This is a genomic window from Idiomarina solivarensis, assembly GCF_033052755.1.
GTDB lineage: Bacteria > Pseudomonadota > Gammaproteobacteria > Enterobacterales > Alteromonadaceae > Idiomarina.
In genome coordinates this window covers 194,444-215,907 of record NZ_JAVFHZ010000005.1, presented here as the reverse complement: position 1 = coordinate 215,907, position 21,464 = coordinate 194,444, and the positions used below count along the sequence as shown (strand labels likewise).

21 protein-coding genes are annotated in these 21,464 nt (G+C 48.3%); 4 read left to right on the top strand and 17 right to left on the bottom strand.

Annotated features, from left to right (window positions below; translation table 11 throughout):
* Nucleotides 1-148 precede the first annotated feature (148 nt).
* Entirely contained in the window at nt 149-475 is a 327-nt protein-coding gene (trxA, locus tag RBK99_RS10135; protein ID WP_317504488.1) for a thioredoxin TrxA, read from the bottom strand.
* Nucleotides 476-566: 91 nt separating this feature from the next.
* Here trxA and rhlB point away from each other — a divergent pair, with 91 nt between their 5' ends.
* Nucleotides 567-1,844, top strand: a complete 1,278-nt coding sequence (gene rhlB / locus RBK99_RS10130) for an ATP-dependent RNA helicase RhlB (protein ID WP_317504487.1) — start codon at nt 567-569, stop codon at nt 1,842-1,844.
* Between the two features lie 3 nt (nt 1,845-1,847).
* The gene (locus tag RBK99_RS10125; protein ID WP_317504486.1) at nt 1,848-2,774 is read left to right on the top strand and encodes a Ppx/GppA phosphatase family protein; all 927 of its coding nucleotides are present in this window, start codon (nt 1,848-1,850) and stop codon (nt 2,772-2,774) included.
* A gap of 11 nt (nt 2,775-2,785) precedes the next feature.
* On the opposite strand, the gene hemB is transcribed toward RBK99_RS10125, so the two are convergent.
* The 11 genes from hemB to trmH are packed head-to-tail and all read right to left on the bottom strand — an operon-like array spanning nt 2,786 to nt 13,542.
* On the bottom strand, nt 2,786-3,793 hold the full coding sequence (hemB, locus tag RBK99_RS10120) for a porphobilinogen synthase (RefSeq protein ID WP_317504485.1): 1,008 nt from the start codon (nt 3,791-3,793) through the stop codon (nt 2,786-2,788).
* 17 nt (nt 3,794-3,810) lie between these two features.
* Nucleotides 3,811-5,589, bottom strand: a complete 1,779-nt coding sequence (locus RBK99_RS10115; RefSeq protein WP_317504484.1) for a sensor domain-containing diguanylate cyclase — start codon at nt 5,587-5,589, stop codon at nt 3,811-3,813.
* Nucleotides 5,582-6,373 (bottom strand): TatD family hydrolase, encoded by a 792-nt coding sequence (locus RBK99_RS10110; protein WP_317504483.1) that lies wholly within the window; start codon nt 6,371-6,373, stop codon nt 5,582-5,584. The genes RBK99_RS10115 and RBK99_RS10110 overlap by 8 nt, the downstream gene beginning before the upstream one ends.
* Nucleotides 6,363-7,097, bottom strand: coding sequence for a twin-arginine translocase subunit TatC (gene tatC / locus RBK99_RS10105; protein WP_317504482.1), 735 nt, complete (start codon nt 7,095-7,097; stop codon nt 6,363-6,365). Before tatC ends, RBK99_RS10110 begins: the two co-directional genes overlap by 11 nt.
* Entirely contained in the window at nt 7,094-7,444 is a 351-nt protein-coding gene (gene tatB, locus RBK99_RS10100) for a Sec-independent protein translocase protein TatB (protein ID WP_317504481.1), read from the bottom strand. The genes tatC and tatB overlap by 4 nt, the downstream gene beginning before the upstream one ends.
* The gene (gene tatA / locus RBK99_RS10095; RefSeq protein WP_317504480.1) at nt 7,445-7,669 is read right to left on the bottom strand and encodes a twin-arginine translocase TatA/TatE family subunit; all 225 of its coding nucleotides are present in this window, start codon (nt 7,667-7,669) and stop codon (nt 7,445-7,447) included. It lies immediately after the preceding gene.
* 20 nt (nt 7,670-7,689) lie between these two features.
* Nucleotides 7,690-9,351, bottom strand: coding sequence for a ubiquinone biosynthesis regulatory protein kinase UbiB (gene ubiB / locus RBK99_RS10090; RefSeq protein ID WP_317504572.1), 1,662 nt, complete (start codon nt 9,349-9,351; stop codon nt 7,690-7,692).
* On the bottom strand, nt 9,351-9,971 hold the full coding sequence (locus RBK99_RS10085; RefSeq protein ID WP_317504479.1) for a ubiquinone biosynthesis accessory factor UbiJ: 621 nt from the start codon (nt 9,969-9,971) through the stop codon (nt 9,351-9,353). Before RBK99_RS10085 ends, ubiB begins: the two co-directional genes overlap by 1 nt.
* A complete protein-coding gene (ubiE, locus tag RBK99_RS10080) occupies nt 9,971-10,726 on the bottom strand; it encodes a bifunctional demethylmenaquinone methyltransferase/2-methoxy-6-polyprenyl-1,4-benzoquinol methylase UbiE (RefSeq protein WP_317504478.1) in 756 nt (251 codons plus the stop codon). The genes RBK99_RS10085 and ubiE overlap by 1 nt, the downstream gene beginning before the upstream one ends.
* Before the next feature lie 41 nt (nt 10,727-10,767).
* Nucleotides 10,768-12,849: an ATP-dependent DNA helicase RecG gene (gene recG / locus RBK99_RS10075; protein WP_317504477.1), complete on the bottom strand. Its 2,082-nt coding sequence runs from the start codon at nt 12,847-12,849 to the stop codon at nt 10,768-10,770.
* A 9-nt stretch (nt 12,850-12,858) separates the two neighbouring features.
* Complete coding sequence (gene trmH / locus RBK99_RS10070) at nt 12,859-13,542, bottom strand: tRNA (guanosine(18)-2'-O)-methyltransferase TrmH (protein ID WP_317504476.1); 684 nt, start codon at nt 13,540-13,542, stop codon at nt 12,859-12,861.
* Nucleotides 13,543-13,638: 96 nt separating this feature from the next.
* Between trmH and RBK99_RS10065 the strand changes: the two genes are divergently transcribed.
* Entirely contained in the window at nt 13,639-14,847 is a 1,209-nt protein-coding gene (locus RBK99_RS10065; RefSeq protein WP_317504475.1) for an EAL and HDOD domain-containing protein, read from the top strand.
* 7 nt (nt 14,848-14,854) lie between these two features.
* Here RBK99_RS10065 and RBK99_RS10060 read toward each other — a convergent pair whose 3' ends face one another.
* The gene (locus RBK99_RS10060; RefSeq protein WP_317504474.1) at nt 14,855-16,384 is read right to left on the bottom strand and encodes a GNAT family N-acetyltransferase; all 1,530 of its coding nucleotides are present in this window, start codon (nt 16,382-16,384) and stop codon (nt 14,855-14,857) included.
* 121 nt (nt 16,385-16,505) lie between these two features.
* Between RBK99_RS10060 and RBK99_RS10055 the strand changes: the two genes are divergently transcribed.
* On the top strand, nt 16,506-17,846 hold the full coding sequence (locus RBK99_RS10055) for a Na+/H+ antiporter NhaC family protein (protein WP_317504473.1): 1,341 nt from the start codon (nt 16,506-16,508) through the stop codon (nt 17,844-17,846).
* On the opposite strand, the gene RBK99_RS10050 is transcribed toward RBK99_RS10055, so the two are convergent.
* The 4 genes from RBK99_RS10050 to gmk form a co-directional block, all read right to left on the bottom strand.
* Nucleotides 17,847-18,239 (bottom strand): RidA family protein, encoded by a 393-nt coding sequence (locus RBK99_RS10050; protein ID WP_317504472.1) that lies wholly within the window; start codon nt 18,237-18,239, stop codon nt 17,847-17,849.
* A gap of 1 nt (nt 18,240) precedes the next feature.
* Nucleotides 18,241-20,346, bottom strand: a complete 2,106-nt coding sequence (spoT, locus tag RBK99_RS10045; protein WP_317504471.1) for a bifunctional GTP diphosphokinase/guanosine-3',5'-bis pyrophosphate 3'-pyrophosphohydrolase — start codon at nt 20,344-20,346, stop codon at nt 18,241-18,243.
* A 103-nt stretch (nt 20,347-20,449) separates the two neighbouring features.
* A complete protein-coding gene (gene rpoZ, locus RBK99_RS10040; RefSeq protein WP_011235607.1) occupies nt 20,450-20,719 on the bottom strand; it encodes a DNA-directed RNA polymerase subunit omega in 270 nt (89 codons plus the stop codon).
* 68 nt (nt 20,720-20,787) lie between these two features.
* Nucleotides 20,788-21,420, bottom strand: coding sequence for a guanylate kinase (gene gmk / locus RBK99_RS10035; protein ID WP_317504470.1), 633 nt, complete (start codon nt 21,418-21,420; stop codon nt 20,788-20,790).
* Nucleotides 21,421-21,464: the final 44 nt, after the last annotated feature.

Below are 21,464 nucleotides of genomic sequence, written 5' to 3'. Positions count from 1 at the left end.
GAAACAGAAGTTTCATTTAAAAACAGGTTAACCGGTGGAGTGGGTGAACCCGTATGAACAGTTAATGAGCAGAAGTTACCACCAAAAAAACGATTCGTCCAGTTTTCTCAACAAAAACGGCGCATAACACGCCGTTTTTTGACAATCGTTAGATATTCTGGTCAAGAAATTCAGTCAGCTGAGCGCGTGATAGTGCACCCACCTTGGTTCCAACCACTTCTCCACCTTTAAATAATAACAACGTTGGAATGCCTCGAATATTATATTTAGGCGGTGTTTGTTCATTATGGTCGACATTCAGCTTACCAATAACCAATTTGTCAGCGTATTCGCTGGCAATGTCATCAAGAATAGGCGCTACCATTTTGCATGGACCACACCACTCAGCCCAAAAGTCGACTAATACGGGTTTATCGGAATTAATGACATCAGCATCAAAACTGTCATCACTTAGCTGAACTATTGCGTCACTCATGGTACTCTCCGCTACTTTCTTCGCGTGGAAATATTAGAATAGTATTATTTCTGTTTTTGAATACAAGCGCAAACTGATATGCTTATAACTTATGACTAAAACACATCTTACCGAAACTCGCTTTGCTGATTTGGCGCTTCATCCCAAAATTCAGCTGGCTTTATCCAGTGCCGGATTTGAGTATTGTACTCCAATTCAGGCGTTAAGTCTGCCCGTTGCTCTCTCTGAGCGCGATGTTGCCGGTCAGGCCCAGACAGGTACAGGGAAAACCTTGGCATTTCTGTTGGCGACTTTCAACCGCTTAATGCAGAACGAATCGTCCGAAAAAACCGAATCTGGTCCTCGCGCACTCATTATGGCCCCCACTCGAGAGCTTGCTATTCAGATAGCAAACGATGCCGAAGCGCTTATTGAGCATTGCGGCTTGAAAATGGGTGTTATATACGGCGGCGAAGGCTACGAAGGTCAAAAAGAACAGCTTGCGGCGCAGCCCGATATTCTGGTTGGCACAACAGGCCGGCTTATCGACTTTTACAAGCAAGGCCTATTCAGTCTAAACGACATAGACGTTGTCGTACTGGACGAAGCGGACCGTATGTTTGATCTTGGCTTTATCGATGACATTCGCTACCTGTTGCAGAAAATGCCGGAACCGACCAAACGTTTAAACCTTTTGTTCTCAGCGACACTCTCTTATCGTGTTCAGGAATTAGCTTACGAACACATGAATGCGCCGACGAAGCTAGAGGTTGAACCGTCACAAAAAACGGCCACTCGCGTCACCGAAGAGCTTTTCTATCCATCAAAACCAGAGAAGTTCCCATTACTGCTTACGCTGATTGAAGAAGACTGGCCTGACAAAGCCATTGTTTTTGCTAACACCAAACACGGTTGTGAGAAAGTTCACGGCTGGTTGGTTGCTAACGAGCACCGCGCAGGACTATTAACCGGCGATGTTCCGCAGAAAAAACGCTTACGCATTCTGGAAGATTTTGCTGAAGGTAAACTCGACTTTTTAGTCGCTACCGACGTTGCCGCTCGAGGTCTTCACATACCAGAAGTGACTCATGTTTATAACTTTGACTTGCCGGATGACTGCGAAGACTATGTTCACCGTATTGGCCGAACTGGTCGAGCCGGTGCTAGCGGTGCCGCTATCAGCCTGGCATGTGAAGAGTACGTCTATAATTTGCCGGCAATTGAAGACTACACGGGTCATGCTATTCCGGTCACTAAGTACGACCCTGATGCGTTATTGTCGGACTTAAGACGTCCGCGCCCTGTACAGCGTCGTCGTCGCCACAACTCCGGCGGCGGTAAAGGCAAGCCTCGGGGGCGTCGCTCAGGACCACCGCGCAACGCGTCGTAATATATGCCTGCAAAGAAACGCAAACTTGCTGCCATCGACATGGGATCCAACAGTTTCCACTTGTTGATGGCAGAGGTTTCTATGACGGGATTTTTCCCTAAACCCCGAATTCTCGCCCGCCATAAGCAAAAAGTTCGTTTAGCTGATGGTCTGGATGACAATGACAAAATAGACGGTCAGGCTATTTCTCGTGGCGTCGACTGCCTTAAATTATTTGCCAAAGAGATCCAGCGATTCCAGCCTCATGAGGTTAAAGCCGTGGCCACGGCAGCTCTGCGTAAAGCGAGTAACCAAAAAGCGCTTCTCGATGAATTTGAGGCCGCGCTAGGCTCCCCTATTGAGGTGATTACGGGCGATCGTGAAGCAGAACTGATTTATGCTGGCGTGTGCAGTGCCTCTCAATGCCGTGACAAAGTACTCGTCATTGATATTGGCGGAGCCAGTACTGAAATTATAGCGGGTAACGGTCCCCGGCCGAATGTGCTCAATAGCCTTGATATGGGCTGCGTGGTTTTTCAAAACCGTTTTTTCAAAGACGGCATCATTGATAAAACCCGTATCGACCAAGCCATTCAACTCGCAGAAAAGCGACTCTCCCCGCACACTCAGGACTACCAACACCATGGCTGGTTAAGAGTATTAGGAGCCTCCGGTACTTTTCGTGCGGTAAGTGAAATTGCCGCAGCAGAAGGGCAACAAGTACTCACACGGGAATGGTTAGGGCAGCTAATTCAACGCTGTACTGAGCAAGGACGGGTTCAACGCCTTAGTTTTGCTGGCTTACGAGAGGACAGAAGAGCCGTTTTAGTCGGTGGGATCACGATACTCTTCGCGGTATTAAAAACACTCGATGTCGATAAATTTGAAGTCACAACCGGTGCACTGCGCGAAGGCTTACTCGCGCAGCTTGCCGATAAAATCACTGCTTAATTAAGGCATTCTCAGCTTGTCTTTTCTGCCAAACGTTCAGCCACCGATTTTGCAAAATACGTGAGGATGCCGTCAGCACCCGCTCGCTTAAACCCTAATAAGCTTTCTTCAACGACATCCTGGCCCAACCAACCATTAGTAATTGCCGCCTGCAACATCGCGTATTCACCACTCACTTGATACGCAAATGTCGGCACGCCAAAGTTATCTTTCACTCGGCGCACGATATCTAAATAGGGCATGCCGGGCTTTACCATCACCATGTCCGCACCTTCCTGAATATCCAGTGCGATTTCCTGTAAGGCTTCGTCCGAATTAGCCGGATCCATCTGGTAGGTCTTTTTATTGCCGCCTTTGAGGTTACCAGCCGAGCCGACGGCGTCCCGGAAAGGCCCATAAAACGCGCTGGCGTACTTAGCGGAATACGCCATGATTTGGGTATTGATAAAGCCTTCTGACTCCAGAGCAGTCCTTATAGCGCCAATACGGCCATCCATCATATCGGATGGCGCCACAACATCGGCTCCGCAACGTGCATGAGACAATGCTTGCTTCACCAACACCTCTGTCGTCACGTCATTTTGTACATAACCGCTGTCATCAATGATGCCGTCCTGCCCATGAGTCGTAAAAGGATCAAGGGCCACATCGGTCATCACTCCCAGTTGGGGAAACTCTGCTTTTATTGCCTTAACGGCACGCTGAGCCAGGCCGTTATCGTCATAAGCGGCCTCCGCCATTTCAGACTTTGCCGAAGCCGGTGTTACTGGAAACAGTGCTATCATCGGCACCCCAAGACGAACCAGTTGCCCGCACTCCTCCAATAAAAGATCAATACTGACGCGCTCAACGCCAGGCATTGAGCTCACTTGTTCGCGCTGATTCTTACCTTCCAGCACAAACATAGGGTAAATCAAATCATCAACACTTAACTGGTTCTCAGCCACTAGCCGCCGGCTAAAGTCGTGACGGCGTAAACGTCGCAATCGTCTGCCCGGAAAAGCACCCTGATTTATCATGTTTTACTCCTGATTAATTACTGCACCGCAACGCGGTCACGGCCTTCATGTTTTGCTGCATATAACGCATCGTCTGCGGCTTTAAAGAGTTCATCAACACTGTCGAAAACACGCACACTGGTTGAGATAACACCGATACTCAAGGTAATTTTAAGCGGCCCGGCGTCAGTTTCAAACTCGGTTTCCCGAACTTGTTCAAGTAACTGTTTTGCAAAGACTCTGGCCTCTTCAAGCGCTGTTTCCGGCAGAATAATGGCAAATTCCTCACCACCATAGCGGCAAACAATATCAGCGGCTCTTTTCGCATGGCGCTGCATTAATTTTGCTAACTGCTGCAATATTTGATCACCCGCTAAGTGACCATGCGTGTCGTTAACCGGCTTAAAGTGATCGACATCTATCATTAACAATGCCAGCGGTAATTCGCGCCGCAAGGTTCTCCTTAATTCACGGTCAAGGTGTTGCTGAAAGTAGCGACGATTGTAAAGCCCGGTTAATGGATCTTCCGTATTTCTCTGCTCTAGCTCGGTATTAACATCCTGAAGTTCCCGCAGAGCCACTTGCAGCTCAAATGTCCGCTCATCCACACTTTCTGCTAACTCGCGATTATACCGCTGCTCCGCCCGCAATCGCTCTTTACGTTGCTCGCTATACCGCACTGCGAGGACCCACGACAACAGCAGAATTTCAATGCCGGAGCCTATCATAATGGCGTGGCGCTGAATGAACATACTATCAATAACCCCAAGGTAGCCCAAAGAGTTAGCGACAACTGACACCAAAAGGCTACACCAGGCTAATGTAAAAATACGAGCGTAAACGAAGCCTTTACGCCACAGATAAGCGCCCACAAGCAACAAGAATAGACAGCCAGGAGCGGCAAAACTCAGCAAAACATGAATACTGACCCGATAGGTAGCAAATATCGCAATTAGTAAGCTGATAGCCGACAAAAATGCCATGACCATCAACCCTCGACCCCAGGTGTATCGATACCGTTTCAATTCGAGTAACTTATACGCAAATAAGGCAGCAGTTAAGAAGGTTAAGCTCCCGAATATGGGAATCCCCTTATCCTGCAAATAGAGCGAATTAGGCCATAAATATTGAAAGCCAAGCCCTTCTAAAGACAGCATCAGTCCGGCAAAAAATAAGGTATAAAGCGAGTAAAGCCCGAACTCAGGCTCTCGTGAGGCAATAAACCCAAAGAAATTATAAACAGCCATACAGAGCAAAACACCAAAATAGATCCCTTCCGCGATACGCCGATTCATCTGCGTTTCGAAAAAGCCAATTTCGGTCCTTACCGCAATGGGTAGCCGCATAGAGCTTTGAGTATTGGTTTTTATATAGATCTCACCACTGGTATTTTCAGGCAGTGGTACCGCAAACTCGGACGTCGGTATGGGTCTTTGGCTAAAAGGGACGGTATCGCCCATATGGTAAGCTCTCACCCCTTCGGGTTGAACCAGATAGACCGTCAGTTCATCTAGTAAAGGGTAGGCAATATGCAAGATACGGTCGTAGGGTTTGCTGTCCAGTTTAAAGCGAAACCAGTATTCATCGCGAGTGTAACCAAAAGAAGCGCGATCGGTCTTCAGTTGTGACCACTGTGCCGGAGGTAAGTTTTGAGCGGTTTCCAAATCTAACTTTTGTTCACTGTGTGTGTATTCAATGGACAGTTCAGACTGGCTTGTTGGCAACAGCTGGGCCTGGACTACAGGCGCCATGAAGAGAAAGACAGTGAGAGCTCTCGTTAACCACTTCAACACACTCAGTGAAAACGTTTTAGTCACTGTGTTCTCCCAGTCCAAAAAAACGTTTTGTATTTTCGTAGGTTAGCTCGGCTAGTTTCTGTGTTGATAGATTCAGGTAACCCGCTAATGTTTCGCCGACGACAGGCAAGAGTTGGGGCTCGTTCATCTTAGGACGAGGTTTAATGCCTCTGGGCAATAAAAACGGCGCATCCGTTTCCAGAACCAGTCGGTCCAGTGGCAGATTCGGCAAAGCCGCTACAAGTTCCTGATTACGCCGCTCATCACACACCCACCCGGTAATACCAAACCAGTGGCCTCGCTCAGCATAGCGGGCAAGAGAATCGACTCCCCCCGTAAAACAATGAGTTAAGCACGGAGTTGAATCTGCACAATATTGGTTTAGTAATTCAATTTGTCGATCAATCGCATCACGTTCGTGCAAGTACAGCGGTAAATTTAACTCGTTTGCCAGCTCAATTTGCGCCACAAACACCTCTTCCTGCGCTGAGCGTGGGGAATAATTGCGATTAAAGTCCAGACCACATTCTCCAATAGCAACCACAGCAGAGGACTGGGCTAATTCTCGTAACTTTTCTTTATAGTCCGAGGGGATCTCACCGGCGTCATGAGGGTGAATACCCACCGTCATTACCAGCTGATCCGGATATTGCCGGCACAGCTCAACCGCCTGTTCCGCTTCTTCAATAGAGGTTGAAATGATCAGCTGCTTCCATACCCTTGCCTGCTGCGCTCTTTGCATAACCCCGTCTAAATCTTTCAGCAGGCGTTTATTGGTTAAATTGACCCCCGCATCAAACCACATCGTTTTCTTCCTTTTTACCCGGCGTGTACCAACGGCTAACCTGTAAGCCTAGCTCAAACAGCAGCCACATAGGTATTGCCAGAAGGGTTTGAGAAATAACATCCGGAGGTGTTAACAACATACCAACTGTAAAGGCCCCCACGATAATGTAGGGTCGTTTACTGGCTAAGGACTCTCTAGTGCATGTTCCTGTCCAAATTAATAAAATAATGGCCACCGGTGTTTCAAACGCAATACCAAAGGCGAGGAAAATCGCTAACACAAAATCGAGATAACGAGAGATATCCGTTGCAACGGTCACGCCTTCCGGCGCCGCACCAGTGAAGAATGCCATAGCAAGAGGTAACACCACAAAATAAGCAAAAGCGATGCCCGCATAGAACAGCAATGTGCTGGTCGTCAGCAGAGGAATAACCAGACGTTTCTCCCGACCATACAAACCGGGAGCAATAAACGCCCAGATCTGCCATAGCAAATAAGGAACAGCTAATGCCAGCGCCACCACCAGGGTTAATTTAAACGGAGTGAAAAAAGGCGCAGCGACGTCGGTGGCTATCATCTGCGTACCGGCCGGCAGATTGGTCATTAGTGGCTGGGCTAAAAAGTGGTATATGTCATTCGCAAAGTAAGCAAGCGCGGCGAAAACAACCAAAATAACCAACACAGAACGCAGTAACCGGTTTCTCAGCTCAAGTAAATGATCCAATAAAGGAGAGCCGCTCATTCCGCACCCTTATCTACATTTTTTTTGGCTTCTTCACCAGATTCAGGGGCAGCCTTAGAGTATGGACGCTGTACGTCGGCGGCAGCACTTTTTAATTCAACCAGAGAGCGTTGCAATTCCGGACTTAAATTTTCCAGATCCTGGCTTTCTGCCATTTTTAAATGCTCGTGCAATTCTTTTATACGAAGCTCATGATCAAGCTCACTTTGTACCTTCTGAGAGTACTGTTTGATACCAGAAATGGTTCTCTGAAAGCCACGGATAGCAGACGGCAGGCGCTCAGGACCTAGCACTAGCAAACCAACTATCGCTATAAGCAGTAACTCCCAGAAACCAATATCAAACATTTACGATTTCCCGGGTTTATCCGAATCTGACTTATCGTCATGTTCTTCTTTGTGTTGCAAAGAGTCGTCGTCTTTATCTTTAGTGTCCGCTTCGTCACCCATTGATTTCTTAAAGCCTTTTACCGCATTGCCTAAATCTGACCCCAGGTTGCGAAGCCGTTTGGTGCCGAACAACAACACCACAATAACCAACAAGATGAGCAGCTGCCAAGGTGATATACCCATGTTATGTCCTACCGTTTAAGTTAAATAAGTTCACTGTTTGTCAGTTTAGGCCGGGTTCGCCAGGCCATAATGCCTAACAATACCGTGATAACACCCGAACCAATTGTCACGGCGGATAATTCCGTCTGATTCCAAAGTAATGTCGTGCAAATAAGTCCACTGCCCGTCAACACTGTCCAAAATAACGAGGTTGATGACTGCTTTTGGGTTAACAACTGTTGTCTTCTCAGCTGTCTTTCACGCTCATCAATATTATGCTGCTGCCGCAGGTTTTCATACAGCATCATAGGCATTTCGGGTAGCTTTTCAGCCCAATATGGCGCGTTTTCTTTTACTGACCGGACAATAGCGCGCCAGCCCAACTGCTCGTTCATCCAACGCTCGAGAAAAGGTTTGGCGGTTTTCCATAAATCCAGCTCTGGGTATAACTGACGGCCTAAACCTTCAATATACAGTAACGTTTTCTGCAGCAGAACCAGCTGTGGCTGAACTTCCATTTCAAAGCGACGAGCGGTATTAAATAAGTTAATAAGCACATGCCCAAACGAAATTTCAGCCAACGGCTTTTCAAATATGGGCTCGCAGACGGTTCTTATTGCAGACTCAAACTCTTCAATGTTGGTATGTCGCGGCACCCAGCCCGAGTCAACGTGCAGCTCAGCAACCTTACGATAGTCACGATTGAAAAACGCCAGAAAATTTTCTGCTAGATAGCGTTTGTCGTCCCGGTTGAGTGTGCCGACAATACCAAAATCAATGCCTATGTAACGCGGATTTCTGGGGTCATCTTTTGCCACAAAAATGTTGCCGGGGTGCATGTCTGCGTGGAAGAAGCTGTCGCGGAATACTTGCGTGAAGAATACTTCAACCCCTCGTTCAGCGAGCTTTTTCATGTCCACGCCGCGCGCTTTCAGCGTCTCAATATCACTCACCGGAATACCGTCGATACGCTCCATAACCATCACGTTGTGACGACTATAGTCCGTGTAAACCGTTGGTATATAAAGCATGTCTGAATTTTCAAAATTACGCTTAAGCTGTATTGCATTACCCGCTTCACGCATTAAATCCAGCTCATCCAGCAAAGTTTTACGATATTCTTTGACGACTTCTTTTGGCTTTAACCGGCGCCCATCCGGTAAGTGGCTGGCCGCTACTGACGCCAAGGTTTCCATCAATTCCAAATCGGCATTAATGGTCTCACGAATATCCGGACGTATAACTTTAATCACGATATCCGTTAACTCACCGTCTCTTTTTTTAAGTTGACCGGTGTGTACCTGCGCAATTGAAGCGGAGGCTAAAGGAGTCGTATCGAAATCGGAAAAGCAGTCATTGATGCTCTTTAAATTCAATGACTTCTCTATAATACGCTGCGCGGCATGCCCATCAAAGGGAGGCACTTTATCCTGCAACCGAGCTAGCTCAATGGCAATATCCGGTGGCAGCAAATCGCGGCGGGTTGAGAGCATTTGACCAAACTTTATCCACACCGGCCCGAGTTCTTCCAGTGCCAGCCTTAAACGCACGCCGGCAGGCTTATCTTTATGCTTGTTCGGCAACCAGAAAAAGGCATGGCGCCCTAAACGGATAGTCCAGGGTAACCAGCGTGGCGGGATCAGATCATCTAAGCCATAGCTCAGTAATGTTTTCGTAATTTTGTAAAAGCGGCGCGTCCGCATCATTTACCCTTATTATCAAGGTATTGGTCACGACTCTGGCGTTCAAGGCGCTCAACGTGAGCTCGCAGCTGTTGTAAATCGGTTTTAAACTGGTCAAATTCAGCTCTGACCGGTAATAGCTTCTTCTCTTCGGTGAGCACACCATGCATCCAGCGTTGTTGCTGTTGCCACTGCGTTTTTACCTGCTGCCGGCTTCGCCGCCACAGCTTACCCAACCAGTGTGCGGGCACATCACCAATGGTTTTGGCCAGCTCAGACTCCCAGTCAACGTCCAATGACTTAAACAGGCTAACCACCTGTTGCGCCAGCATCGGGTCGCCGTCAATATCGAGTAAATCGGCTTTTATCAACCGCGTCAGATTGGCCGTATCCTGCAGCTCTGGCAGCACACCCAGCTCAGTTGCAATCCGGCAATCCACTTCGCTGTCATCCGACGTACTGAGTTGCACGCCCTGTGCGTCCACACTCACGGTAACTTCAAACGGCAATTCTTTCAGATGAAAGCGAAGCCGCTTGCCGTCCAACCGCTGCAGGCGTTCCGCAGACTCCGGGTCACGGTGCAGCACATTGTTTGCCAGCTTTTCAACCAGCAAAATAGGAATAAGCGGTAATAACGTCATCAGAACTTGTACCCTCTATGCAGCGCAACCACGCCACCGGTCATGTTCTGATAGTCGACCTTTTCATAACCCGCAGCGTTCATCATGGATTTCAATGTTTCCTGATCGGGGTGCATACGAATCGATTCCGCCAGATATTGATAGCTGTCCGCATCATTCGCCACCACTTGCCCCATTTTTGGCAAAATATTGAACGAGTAAAAATCGTACACTTGATTTAAGGTTGCCGAAACGGGCTTAGAAAACTCAAGAATCAATAAGCGCCCGCCGGGCTTTAATACCCGCAACATGGAACGTAATGCTTTGTCTTTGTCGGTAACGTTCCGTAAACCAAACGCAATGGTAATGACATCGAACGTATTATCATCAAACGGCAGTTCTTCTGCATCCGCCTGAACATAACGGACATTGCCGATAACACCACTGTCACGCAATTTATCGCGACCGACTTTCAGCATCGCATCGTTGATGTCCGCCAGCACCACTTCGCCTTCCGAGCCAACACGCCGTGAGAACTGGGCCGTTAAATCACCCGTTCCACCGGCAATATCCAATACTTTCATGCCTCGGCGAACACCGCTGCAGTCAATGGTATAGCGTTTCCACAAACGGTGGATACCAAACGACATTAAGTCGTTCATGACATCGTATTTTGCCGCTACCGACTGAAAAACATCAGCAACCAAGTTTTTTTTCTGATTCCGGGCTACTTTTTGGTACCCAAAATCAATGGACTCTTCATTTTTATCGTTCATTCAACTATCCCGAACTGATTTTGTACTAGTGTACTTGATGATCACACCTGAGCATAGTGGTCACGACGCGGCAACCAACGCTCGATTAATGCTTCTGCGCTCTGTGGGTATTGCTCTAATACGTGCAATGCAATACTTTGGGCTTCTGGTATTAACGCTTCATCACGCTCCAAATCCGCCACTTTCAATTCAGCCAAACCCGTTTGCCGATGTCCCAATAACTCTCCCGGCCCTCTTATTTCCAAATCGCGCTGCGCAATCACAAAACCGTCGTTACTTTCGCGTAAGACGCCCAGCCGTTGTTGCGCAGTTGCCGATAACGGGCTGTGGTAAAGCAGTACACAGTGGCTCGCTACCGATCCCCGGCCGACTCGCCCGCGTAGTTGATGTAACTGCGCTAAGCCTAGTCGCTCTGGGTTCTCAATAATCATGAGTGACGCATTCGGCACATCAACGCCCACTTCAATTACTGTCGTTGCAACTAATAAGTCTATTTCGCCCGCTTTAAAAGCCTGCATCACCTGCTCTTTCTGTTCATGCTTAAGCCGACCATGCACCAGCCCTACGCTTAAGCCCGACAGTTGTTGCTGCAGGTCGCTTGCGGTGTCTTCTGCTGCCTGACATTCCAGTACATCCGACTCCTCAATAAGCGTACAGACCCAGTACGCCTGGCGACCTTCAGTCGAACACACCTCACGTACCCGCTCTACAACCTGCTCTCTGCGAGTATCCGGGATAGCAACGGTGGTCACCGGGGTTCGGCCCGGGGGCAACTCGTCAATCACCGATGTTGCCAAGTCCGCGTAAGCTGTCATCGCTAAGGTGCGCGGGATGGGCGTTGCCGTCATGATCAACTGATGCGGATGCACGCCCGCCTGAACGCCCTTTTCGCGTAATTGTAATCGCTGGTGCACACCAAAACGATGCTGTTCGTCAATAATAACCAGTGCCAAACGTTGGTATTCAACATCGGCCTGAAACAATGCATGAGTACCGACTAGCAGCTGAATTTCACCTTGTTCCAACTGCTCCAGTAACTGCTGTCTGGATTTGCCTTTAGACTTACCACTCAACCAGGCCACATTGATACCTAATGGGGTAAGCCACTGGCTAAAAGTAATAGCATGCTGCTCTGACAGAAGCTCAGTGGGTGCCATTAATGCCACCTGATAACCGGCTTCAATAGCAGCCAAAGCACTCAACGCCGCAACCAACGTTTTCCCGGAGCCGACGTCGCCCTGCACCAGCCGCATCATGGGCAGGCCTTGTGCCATATCCGTGGTGATTTCCTCAACGACTCTTGATTGCGCACTGGTAGGGGAAAACGGTAACTGCTGCAAGAATAACTTTTGCAGCCTGCCATTGCCTTGAATCGCAAAGCCCGCCTGAGCCTGCCGGGACTTTTTCAACTGCAGCAAACTTAACTGGTGCGCAACCAACTCTTCCGATGCCAGCCGCTGCTGCGCCGGATGCTGGCCTTGCTCGAGCTGTTCCAGAGGCACATCGACCGGCGGACGGTGTAACATTAAAATTGCTTGCTCTAAGGAGAGTTGATGGGGCCTTAGGTTTTCAGGGAGCAGTTCAGGTAATGACCCTGGCTGCAGGTAGGTCAGTGCTTGCTCGATAATTTTGCGCAATAACCCCTGAGTGATGCCTTCGGTCATCGGATAGACCGGTGTCAGCGTTTCCTGCATATTGAGTGGCTCATCGGCGCTAACCACACGATACTCAGGGTGGATCATTTCCCAGCCAGTCATACCACGCCGTACTTCACCAAAGGCTAACAAATGCGTGCCCTGCGCAAATTGTTTTAGCTGAGCCGCGCTAAATTGAAAAAAGCGCAGACTGATGCTGCCGGTCTCGTCACTGGCCTGACAAATGAGCATACGCTTACGACCATATTTGATGTCGGCATGCCGCACGGTAATCAATACATTGGTGGCAACGCCAGCACGCAAATCAGCGACTTGAGTCACTTGAGTGCGGTCTTCGTATCGCAGCGGCAGGTGCAACAGCGCATCGCTGACCGACGCCAAGCCTAGCTTGCGCAGCTTAACAGCGACTTTTTCGCCGACGCCTTTGAGTACCGTCAGTGGAATGTGCTGCAGTCCTTTTACCGCCACATCTGCTCCTTAATTTTTTGCTCGCATCGCCAGCCACCAGGCTTCGTCAGCGACAATTTGACCATTCTCATCCAATTCCGGATAGGCCATATTCTTGCGCTTACACGCCTTAGCATAAATAGGGTGCCCGCCTTCAAACAGCACTCGGTGCCGCTCCTCTGCGCTCACCTGCGGCTTATCGTAGAATCCGGCTAACTCCCTTTGCCGTTGAGCTTCATACAGCATTACAGCACCAGCAACCGATACATTCAGAGACTGTACCATGCCTACCATAGGAATCATCACATGATAGTCCGCAACATCCAGCGCTTCATCGGTTACCCCGTATTTTTCCTGCCCCAGTAAAATAGCGGTCGGCTTGGTGTAGTCTACTTCACGAAAATCTACCGAATGTTCCGACAGGTGTGTCACCACCACCTGCATACCTTGACCCTGAGTTGCTTCCAGCGCTCCTGTAACCGTTTTATGGTTATGAATTTTCACCCAGTTCTGACTACCCAATGCTGTACCGCCCGACAAACGCGCCTTTTTAGTCAGCCATATGGCGTGCATTTCATGGACACCTATCGCATCTGCTGAGCGGACTACCGCAGATAAATTATGATTTTTGTGCACGTTTTCCATGACAACCGTCAGGTCTGGCTGGCGCTTATCCAACATTTGATTAATTCGTTGATATCGTTCAGGACTCATTGCTTTTTTATGAAAATAGGACTAGATATAAGCAGTATACCCGAGAGAATCGGTCAGAACTAACCCTATGCTTCATCAAGGAAGACAAGAATAACAATGTCGTACTCCTACATTGCACGGCAACCCATATTGACCAGAAACCAGAAGGTTTATGGTTACGAGCTTTTATTTCGCGACAGCGCCGAGAACAGCTTCCCGGATATAGACCCAAACGAAGCAACTTCTAAGCTGCTTCTGGAGCAGCATTTACTGGGTGATATTCAAACACTGTGCATGGGCAAGCAGGCATTCATTAATTTTCATGCCCGTACGCTGCTCAATGATTTCCCCTCTTTTCTCAATGCCCGAACGGTATGGGTGGAGCTGCTGGAGACCGTGGGCGTTGATGCGCCATTACTTGAGGCCTGCAGCAGCACCACAGCAAAAGGCTACCGCATTGCATTAGATGACCACGACTTTGACGGGCAGTGGGGGCCGGTTATTCCAATGATCAATATGGTTAAAGTCGATATCCAGGAGCAAGGGTTAGATTTAGAAGAAAAAATCCGCTTTTTCAAGGAAAAGGGCGTTCCATTATTAGCTGAGAGAGTTGAGACTCATGACGAATTTGAACGCTGTCTTGAATTGGGCTTCGATTATTTCCAGGGCTTTTTCTTCGAGAAGCCCCAGGTCGTACAGCAAAAGTCACTCTCACCAAACCGCATTAGTAAACTGACATTATTATCTGAGGTGCATAAGAAAGAGCTTGATCTGAATACGATACGACAAATCATTGAACAGGACTTATCGTTAACCTACAGCTTGCTCAAATTGGTAAATAGTGCACTTTATGGTGGTCGTAAAAAAATTGAAAACATTCAACACGCATTAGTCTATTTAGGTGACTCGGAAATTCGCCGTTTTGTCACACTGGTTGTATTAGCTAATGTGTCAGCAGGGCAGCCCGAGGAACTGACCATCAAATCAGTCACCCGTGCTCGTTTTATGGAATTGCTCACCATAGAGATACTCAACGAAAAACACCGTTCCAGCGCTTTTCTAACCGGCATGCTGTCATTACTGGATATCATACTGGGTGTATCGATGGACAATGTTCTGAAGCAACTCCCGCTGTCCTCAGAAATAGCAAAGGCCTTAAAAAGCCGTGAGGGTGTTTGGGGCTACTTACTGCAAATGACTGAACTCTATGAACGTGGTGAGTGGGATGCGCTCGATAAACATCCGCTCAAACAAAAATTAAACGGCACCGATATTGGCCAGCTTTATATTGATGCCAGCCAATGGTGCCGTTTAGCGTTATTCTAATGTTGCCTTAACCCGAAAGCTTGCGCGACACCTCATAAATGTCAGTACGACGGTCTTTCTTATTCGTAACTGAGCCTTCGTGGTGTAAGTACCGCAATTCATCCAGATTTAAGTCTGAGAACATCAGCATTTCTGTGTTCGGCGTTGTTTCCGACATGATCGCATCATGCGGGAAGGCAAAGTCAGACGGTGAAAATACCGCTGACTGAGCGTATTGCACATCCAGGCTTTCCACTTCGGGCAAGTTACCCACACTACCGCAAATCACCACATAACATTCGTTTTCTACCGCACGAGCCTGGGCGCAATGGCGAACTCGCAAATAGGCGTTGCGAGTATCGGTCCAGAACGGCACAAACAAAATCTCCAGACCTTCATCGGCCATTATGCGACCCAACTCGGGAAACTCAACGTCATAACAAATCAAAATGCCAATACGTCCGGCGTCGGTATCAAATACTTTAACCTCACTGCCGCCCTCAATAACCCAGTCACGCTTTTCATGCGGGGTAATATGCAGCTTGCGCTGTTCTTCGACTGAGCCATCACGACGACACAGGTACGAGACGTTATAAATGCTGTCGCCATCCTGAAACGGCATGGACCCGGTAATGATGTTGACGTTATAGCTGACCGCCATTTGAGACATTTCACGTTTGAAAAGCTCGGTATAACCGGCCAAAAAGCGAATGGCGTCCATCTGCTGACTTTGATCGGTCAGTCCCATTAACGGTGCGTTGAAAAACTCCGGAAACACCGCAAAGTCGCTTTGGTAACCCGACAGGGCATCAACGAAATATTCAACCTGCTTTAATAACTCTTCTACCGATTCAACCGGACGCATCTGCCATTGCACCGCCCCCACGCGAACATTCTGAATCCGGGTCGTCAGAATGTTGTCCGACGGCTCATAAAGAAAGTTATTCCATTCCAGCAAAGTAGCGAAACCGCGCGATCTTTCATCTTCCGGCAGATACTTACCCAGCAGGCGTTTCACGCTAAAGTCGTTGGCCAACTGGAACGTCAGAATGGGATCATAAATTTCACGTCGTTGTACTTTATCCAGATACTGACTTGGTGTCAGCTCGTCAGAGTATTTATGGTAATTCACGATACGACCACCCGCTAAAATAGCCCGCAGGTTTGCCTGACGACATAGCTCTTTACGTGCATCGTACAAACGACGACCCAGCCGGTAACCTCTATACTCCGGGTGTATTAAAACATCCAGGCCATAGAGTGCATCGCCTTTTTTATCATTGAGAATGGCTTCCTTGTGCCCCAACAGATCGTCATAGGTATGGGGGTTAGAAAACTTGGTATAAGCCACTTTCACCGTTAACGCGACACCAACGATGCGCCCATTATCCTCCAGGCAAAACTGGCCTTCGGAAAAATCTTTTATCAACTTTTCTATCGTGAACTGACTCCACGATCCGCCGATGTCTCTATAGACCGTGTCCATCAACGATTTTAATTGTTCGTAATCTTCTAGTCGCAAATTTCGTATTTGCAAATGCAGTTCATCCGGGCTCATTATCTATATCCTGATCTAAAACAACTTAACCGACAGTCTACACGTAATTGGAATTAGGTTGCATCAGGATAATTAGCTGTATAAACTTCTGGACGTCCAAATAAAAATAAAAGGCTGACACATGACAGATGCTTCGCCCCAACCGGCTAGCGCTAAAGCGCTGTTACCGCTCGCATTATTCTTAGTTTTGTTCTTAGGAACCGGGCTCTACTTTCAAAGCGAAGGAGTGGAGTACGCGTTTTATCAATTGCCCAGTCCCGTCGCAATTTTGCCCGCTATCGTATTGGGTGTATTGCTGAGCAAGCAGGCCTTCGAAGAACGAATCGAAACCTTTGTGGGTGGTGTCGGCGACAACAACATCATTACCATGTGTTTAATCTACTTGCTTGCGGGCGCTTTTTCGACCGTTGCCGAAGCAACCGGTGGCGTCGACGCCATGGTCGCCTTAGGCTTAAATATTATTCCAGCTTCTTTCCTGCTGCCTGGCTTATTCATTATTGCGGGGGTTATCTCAACCGCCATGGGCACATCCATGGGCACCTTGGCAGCGCTGGCGCCCGTGGTTCTTGGGATTGGTGAAGCCACCGATATCAGCTTGCCGTTATTGGCGGGAGTACTTGTCAGCGGCGCGATGTTTGGCGACAACTTGTCCATTATCTCAGATACCACCATTGCCGCTACCCGCACACAAGGTTGTACCATGCGGGATAAATTCCGTGCCAACTTAAAAATCGCGATTCCTGCAGCTATTTTTACTATTATTTGGCTCATTACTTACGATACCAGCCAGGTACCTCTGGAGATCCCTGAAGCTAACCTATGGCTTTCACTGCCTTATTTCGCCATCATTGTATTGGCAGTAATGGGGCTTAACGTTTTTGCTGTATTGGGTCTGGGTATTGTTCTGGCTGCAGCTTTCGGTATGTTCACAGTCGGCTATGAGTGGGTCACCTTCAGCCAGGATGTATACGAAGGCTTTGGCAGCATGCAGGAAATATTTCTTCTGTCGTTGCTCATTGGTGGCTTATCAGCGTTAATTCGCCAGCAGGGCGGACTGGCTTTCTTAGCGGCTTTTGTCGAAGGTGCTGCCAACAAAATCAGTAAACACAAACAACGGGCATCCGCCATTGGGGTTGCCGCGCTGACGGCCCTGACGAATTTTTGTGTTGCCAACAACACCGTCAGTATTTTACTTGCCGGTGAGGTAAGTAAGCGTTTAGCGAAAGCCGGTAATCTGGCACCACGTCAAAGCGCCAGCTTATTAGATATCTTTGCCTGCGTAGTGCAGGGGGCACTCCCCTATGGAGCACAGGCACTGTTGATGGGAGCCAGCTTTAAAATTTCACCTTTATCGGTCAGTCTACATACGGGATATTGCTTTATTCTGGCAGCAGTGGCTATTGCCATTATCATCTGGCGCCGCCCTCTGGAAGACAGAGAGCCGACACCAGAAGCGGCTTAATTAATTGGTGCTGGGTAGCTCCAGAATGCCGTCAATTTCAATCTGCGCGCCTTTTGGCAATTGCTTAACGCCAATAGCCGCGCGAGCCGGGTAAGGCTGTTTGAAATGCTTTGCCATGACTTCATTGACAATAGCGAACTGGCCCAGGTCAGTCAGATAAATCTGCAGTTTGACCATATCCTGCAGTTCCGCGCCTGAAGCTTCACAAACGGCAGTTAGGTTTTTAAACACCTGCTCCGCCTGTGCAGTGAAGTCTTCACCAACCAATTCCATCGTCTCGGGAACCAAAGGAATTTGCCCGGAAAGGTACACGGTGGTACCAATTTTTACTGCTTGCGAATAAGTGCCGATAGCTGCGGGCGCTTTATCCGTTGAAATAATGACTTTAGACATATTACTTCCTTAAGCGCGTCACGCGCTGAACATCCGGCATCTTACGAATGTGACGGATCACGTCCGCTAAATGCTTCCGGTTTTTTATCGTAAGGGCAACGTCAATAAAATAAATATTGGCGTCAATTTCTTCGGTCTGCAAACCGTCAATGTTACAACCCGTAGTCGCAATTGACGAGGTTAATTTAGCCAGAACGCCCTGATTGTTTACAATTTCGATACGAATTTCAGAAATGAACTCGGCCTCAGGTTTGTTATCCCACTCAACCGGGAAGTAACGCCCCGGATCGTCTTCGTGGCCCCTCACGTTCTTGCATTCACGCCGATGAATAACCAAACCTTTGCCCGGACTCACATGCGCAATAATGTCGTCACCCGGAATAGGCCGGCAGCATTTGGCAAAGCTAACCAGCAGGCCCTCAGCCCCTTTTATCGATAAGCTTTTTTGCGAAGCATTGTCGTCTTTAATCGGCTGCAAATCGCCTAGTAAGCGCTTGGCAATAGCAATGGACATCATGTTGCCCAAGCCAATTTGTTTTAACAGATTCTCGCGGCTATCAATTTTGGTTTCCTGCAACACCCGGTTAAATTCAGACTCTGGAATTTCATCGTAACTGACCTGGCCCAAGGCTGAACGAAGCAGGCGTTCCCCCAGCTGTTGAGCTTCATCGGCTTCCTGGCTTTTCAAATATTGACGGATTTTCGCCCGGGCCTTGCCAGTCACAACAAAATTCAACCAGGCGATATTCGGGCGTGAGTTCGGCGCATTTTTTATCTCGACCGTTTGTCCGGTTTCCAATGGTTTGCTTAATGAATAGGTACGATGATTCACCCGAGCACCAATACAGGTGTTGCCTACATCCGTATGCACTGCGTAAGCAAAATCTACCGCTGTTGCGCCCTGTGGCAATTCAGTAATACGACCGTCGGGACTAAACACGTATATTTCATCAGGAAATAAGTCGGATTTTACACTTTCAATAAACTCAAAGGAGTTCCCGGCACTCTGTTGCAGCTCTAACAGACTTTGCATCCATTTACGTGCACGCACCTGCGCCGTGGTACTGGAGTCATCCGACTGTTTGTACATCCAATGTGCCGCCACCCCGCGATCCGCCATCAGATCCATTTCTTCGGTACGGATTTGAATTTCAACCGGTACCCCATGCGGCCCTTTTAACGAGGTATGCAGTGACTGATAGCCGTTTGACTTAGGTATCGCGATATAGTCTTTAAAGCGCGTTTCAATGGGTTTATAAAGATTGTGCAAGGCACCCAAAACTCGATAGCAGGTATCCACTGTGTCCACAATGACGCGGAAAGCATAGATATCCATCACCTGTTCAAACTTCACTTCTTTAGCCTGCATTTTGCGATAAATGCTGTGCAGATGCTTTTCACGGCCCGACACCCGCGCCTTAATGTTATTGCCTTCAAGCCGCGAATTAATTTCACTTTGCACGCGTTCCGTAAATTCACGACGGTTACCGCGAGCACGTTTTACTTCTGATTCCAGTAGCTTCCCGCGCCAGGGGTACAACGCCCAGAAGCCCAGTTGCTCCAGCTCATTCTTAATATCATGCATACCCAGCCGATGGGCCAACGGCGCATATATTTCTAAAGTTTCACGAGCAATGCGACGGCGTTTGTCCGGACGCAGATGCTGTATGGTACGCATGTTGTGAGTGCGGTCGGCTAGCTTAATCAGAATAACGCGAATATCCTGCACCATAGCCATAATCATCTTGCGATAGTTTTCAGCCTGAGCTTCTTCTTTGGAATTAAATTGCAGCTTGTCCAGTTTAGAGACCCCTTCAACCAGACTGGCGACGGTTGCGCCAAAGCGCTCGGCCAAATCTTCCCGGCTGGTTTCGGTGTCTTCTATCACGTCATGCAGCAAGGCCGCCATCAGTGTCTCGCAATCCAATCTCATATCGGCAAGCAGACTGGCTACAGCAACCGGGTGAGTAATGTAAGGTTCACCACTACTGCGTTTTTGCGAACTATGTGCTTCGTTTGCTACCACAAAGGCATCACGAATACGTTCCACTTGTTCAGTCGGAAGATACTCACTAACCTGAGCCTTTAAGCCTTCAAATAAGTACACCAGATAACTCCCCGGATAACAGCGGATCTATGAATATACTTTCAGAATAAGGGGATTTGACAGAATTGCCAACGGCATTGATGCCGTTGGCGAAAAGAAACTTTTATTCGATACCGCGCAGAGCGTCTACCGCACGCAGTTCTTCAGCGTCTTGCTGCTTTTGAGCGGCCTGGTCTTCGATATCCAGACGTTCGTTGTCGATAAGGCCTTGCTCTATTTCACGCAAAGCAATTACAGTTGGTTTTTCGTTTTTTGTTTCAACTAGTGGCTCTTTACCATTAGCCAATTGACGCGCGCGGCGTGAGGCTAACAAAATCAAATCAAAACGGTTACCAACACGGTCTACAGCATCTTCTACAGTTACGCGAGCCATGGTTTACTCCCAATAAAGCGTGAGTCGTATTTTTCGAAAGGCTAAGAATTATACGGAATTCGGGCCTATTATCCAAGCAATTCCTTCAATACCTTTGAATATCTTACTTGCTGATGCGGCATTTTGTGCCGCTGTGCCATTACTATGTGCTCAAGCGACGCCAGGGTAGTATCAAAATCGTCATTGACCAGTAAGTAGTCAAACTCATGATAATGAGACATTTCTGCCTGTGCTTTTGCCATACGTTCGGCAATAACCTGATCAGAATCCTGCCCACGAAAGCGCAATCGTTCTTCCAGAATTTGAAGGCTTGGCGGCACAATAAACACAGATCGTACATCGGGATGGTGTTCACGAACTTGCTGGGCACCCTGCCAGTCGATATCTAAAAAGACATCTTTGCCTTCAGCCAACAGAGACTCAACGACTTTACGGGAGGTTCCATAGTAATTTCCAAAGACCCGCGCCCACTCGTAAAACTCACCCGCATCAATACGCTGCTCGAACTCGTCAGTAGTAAGGAAGTGGTAATGAACACCCTGCACTTCCCCCGGACGCGGGGCGCGTGTAGTGGAGGATACGGACACCTGCATTGATTGATCAGAGTGCTTTTCCAACAAAGCCCGAATCAGGCTTGATTTGCCTGCGCCACTGGGCGCCGCAATGATAAACAAATTCCCTAACACCGGAGACGCGGTCATAACGGGTACTCTTTTTAAGAAACGGACAGTCACTGTTGGCGCGA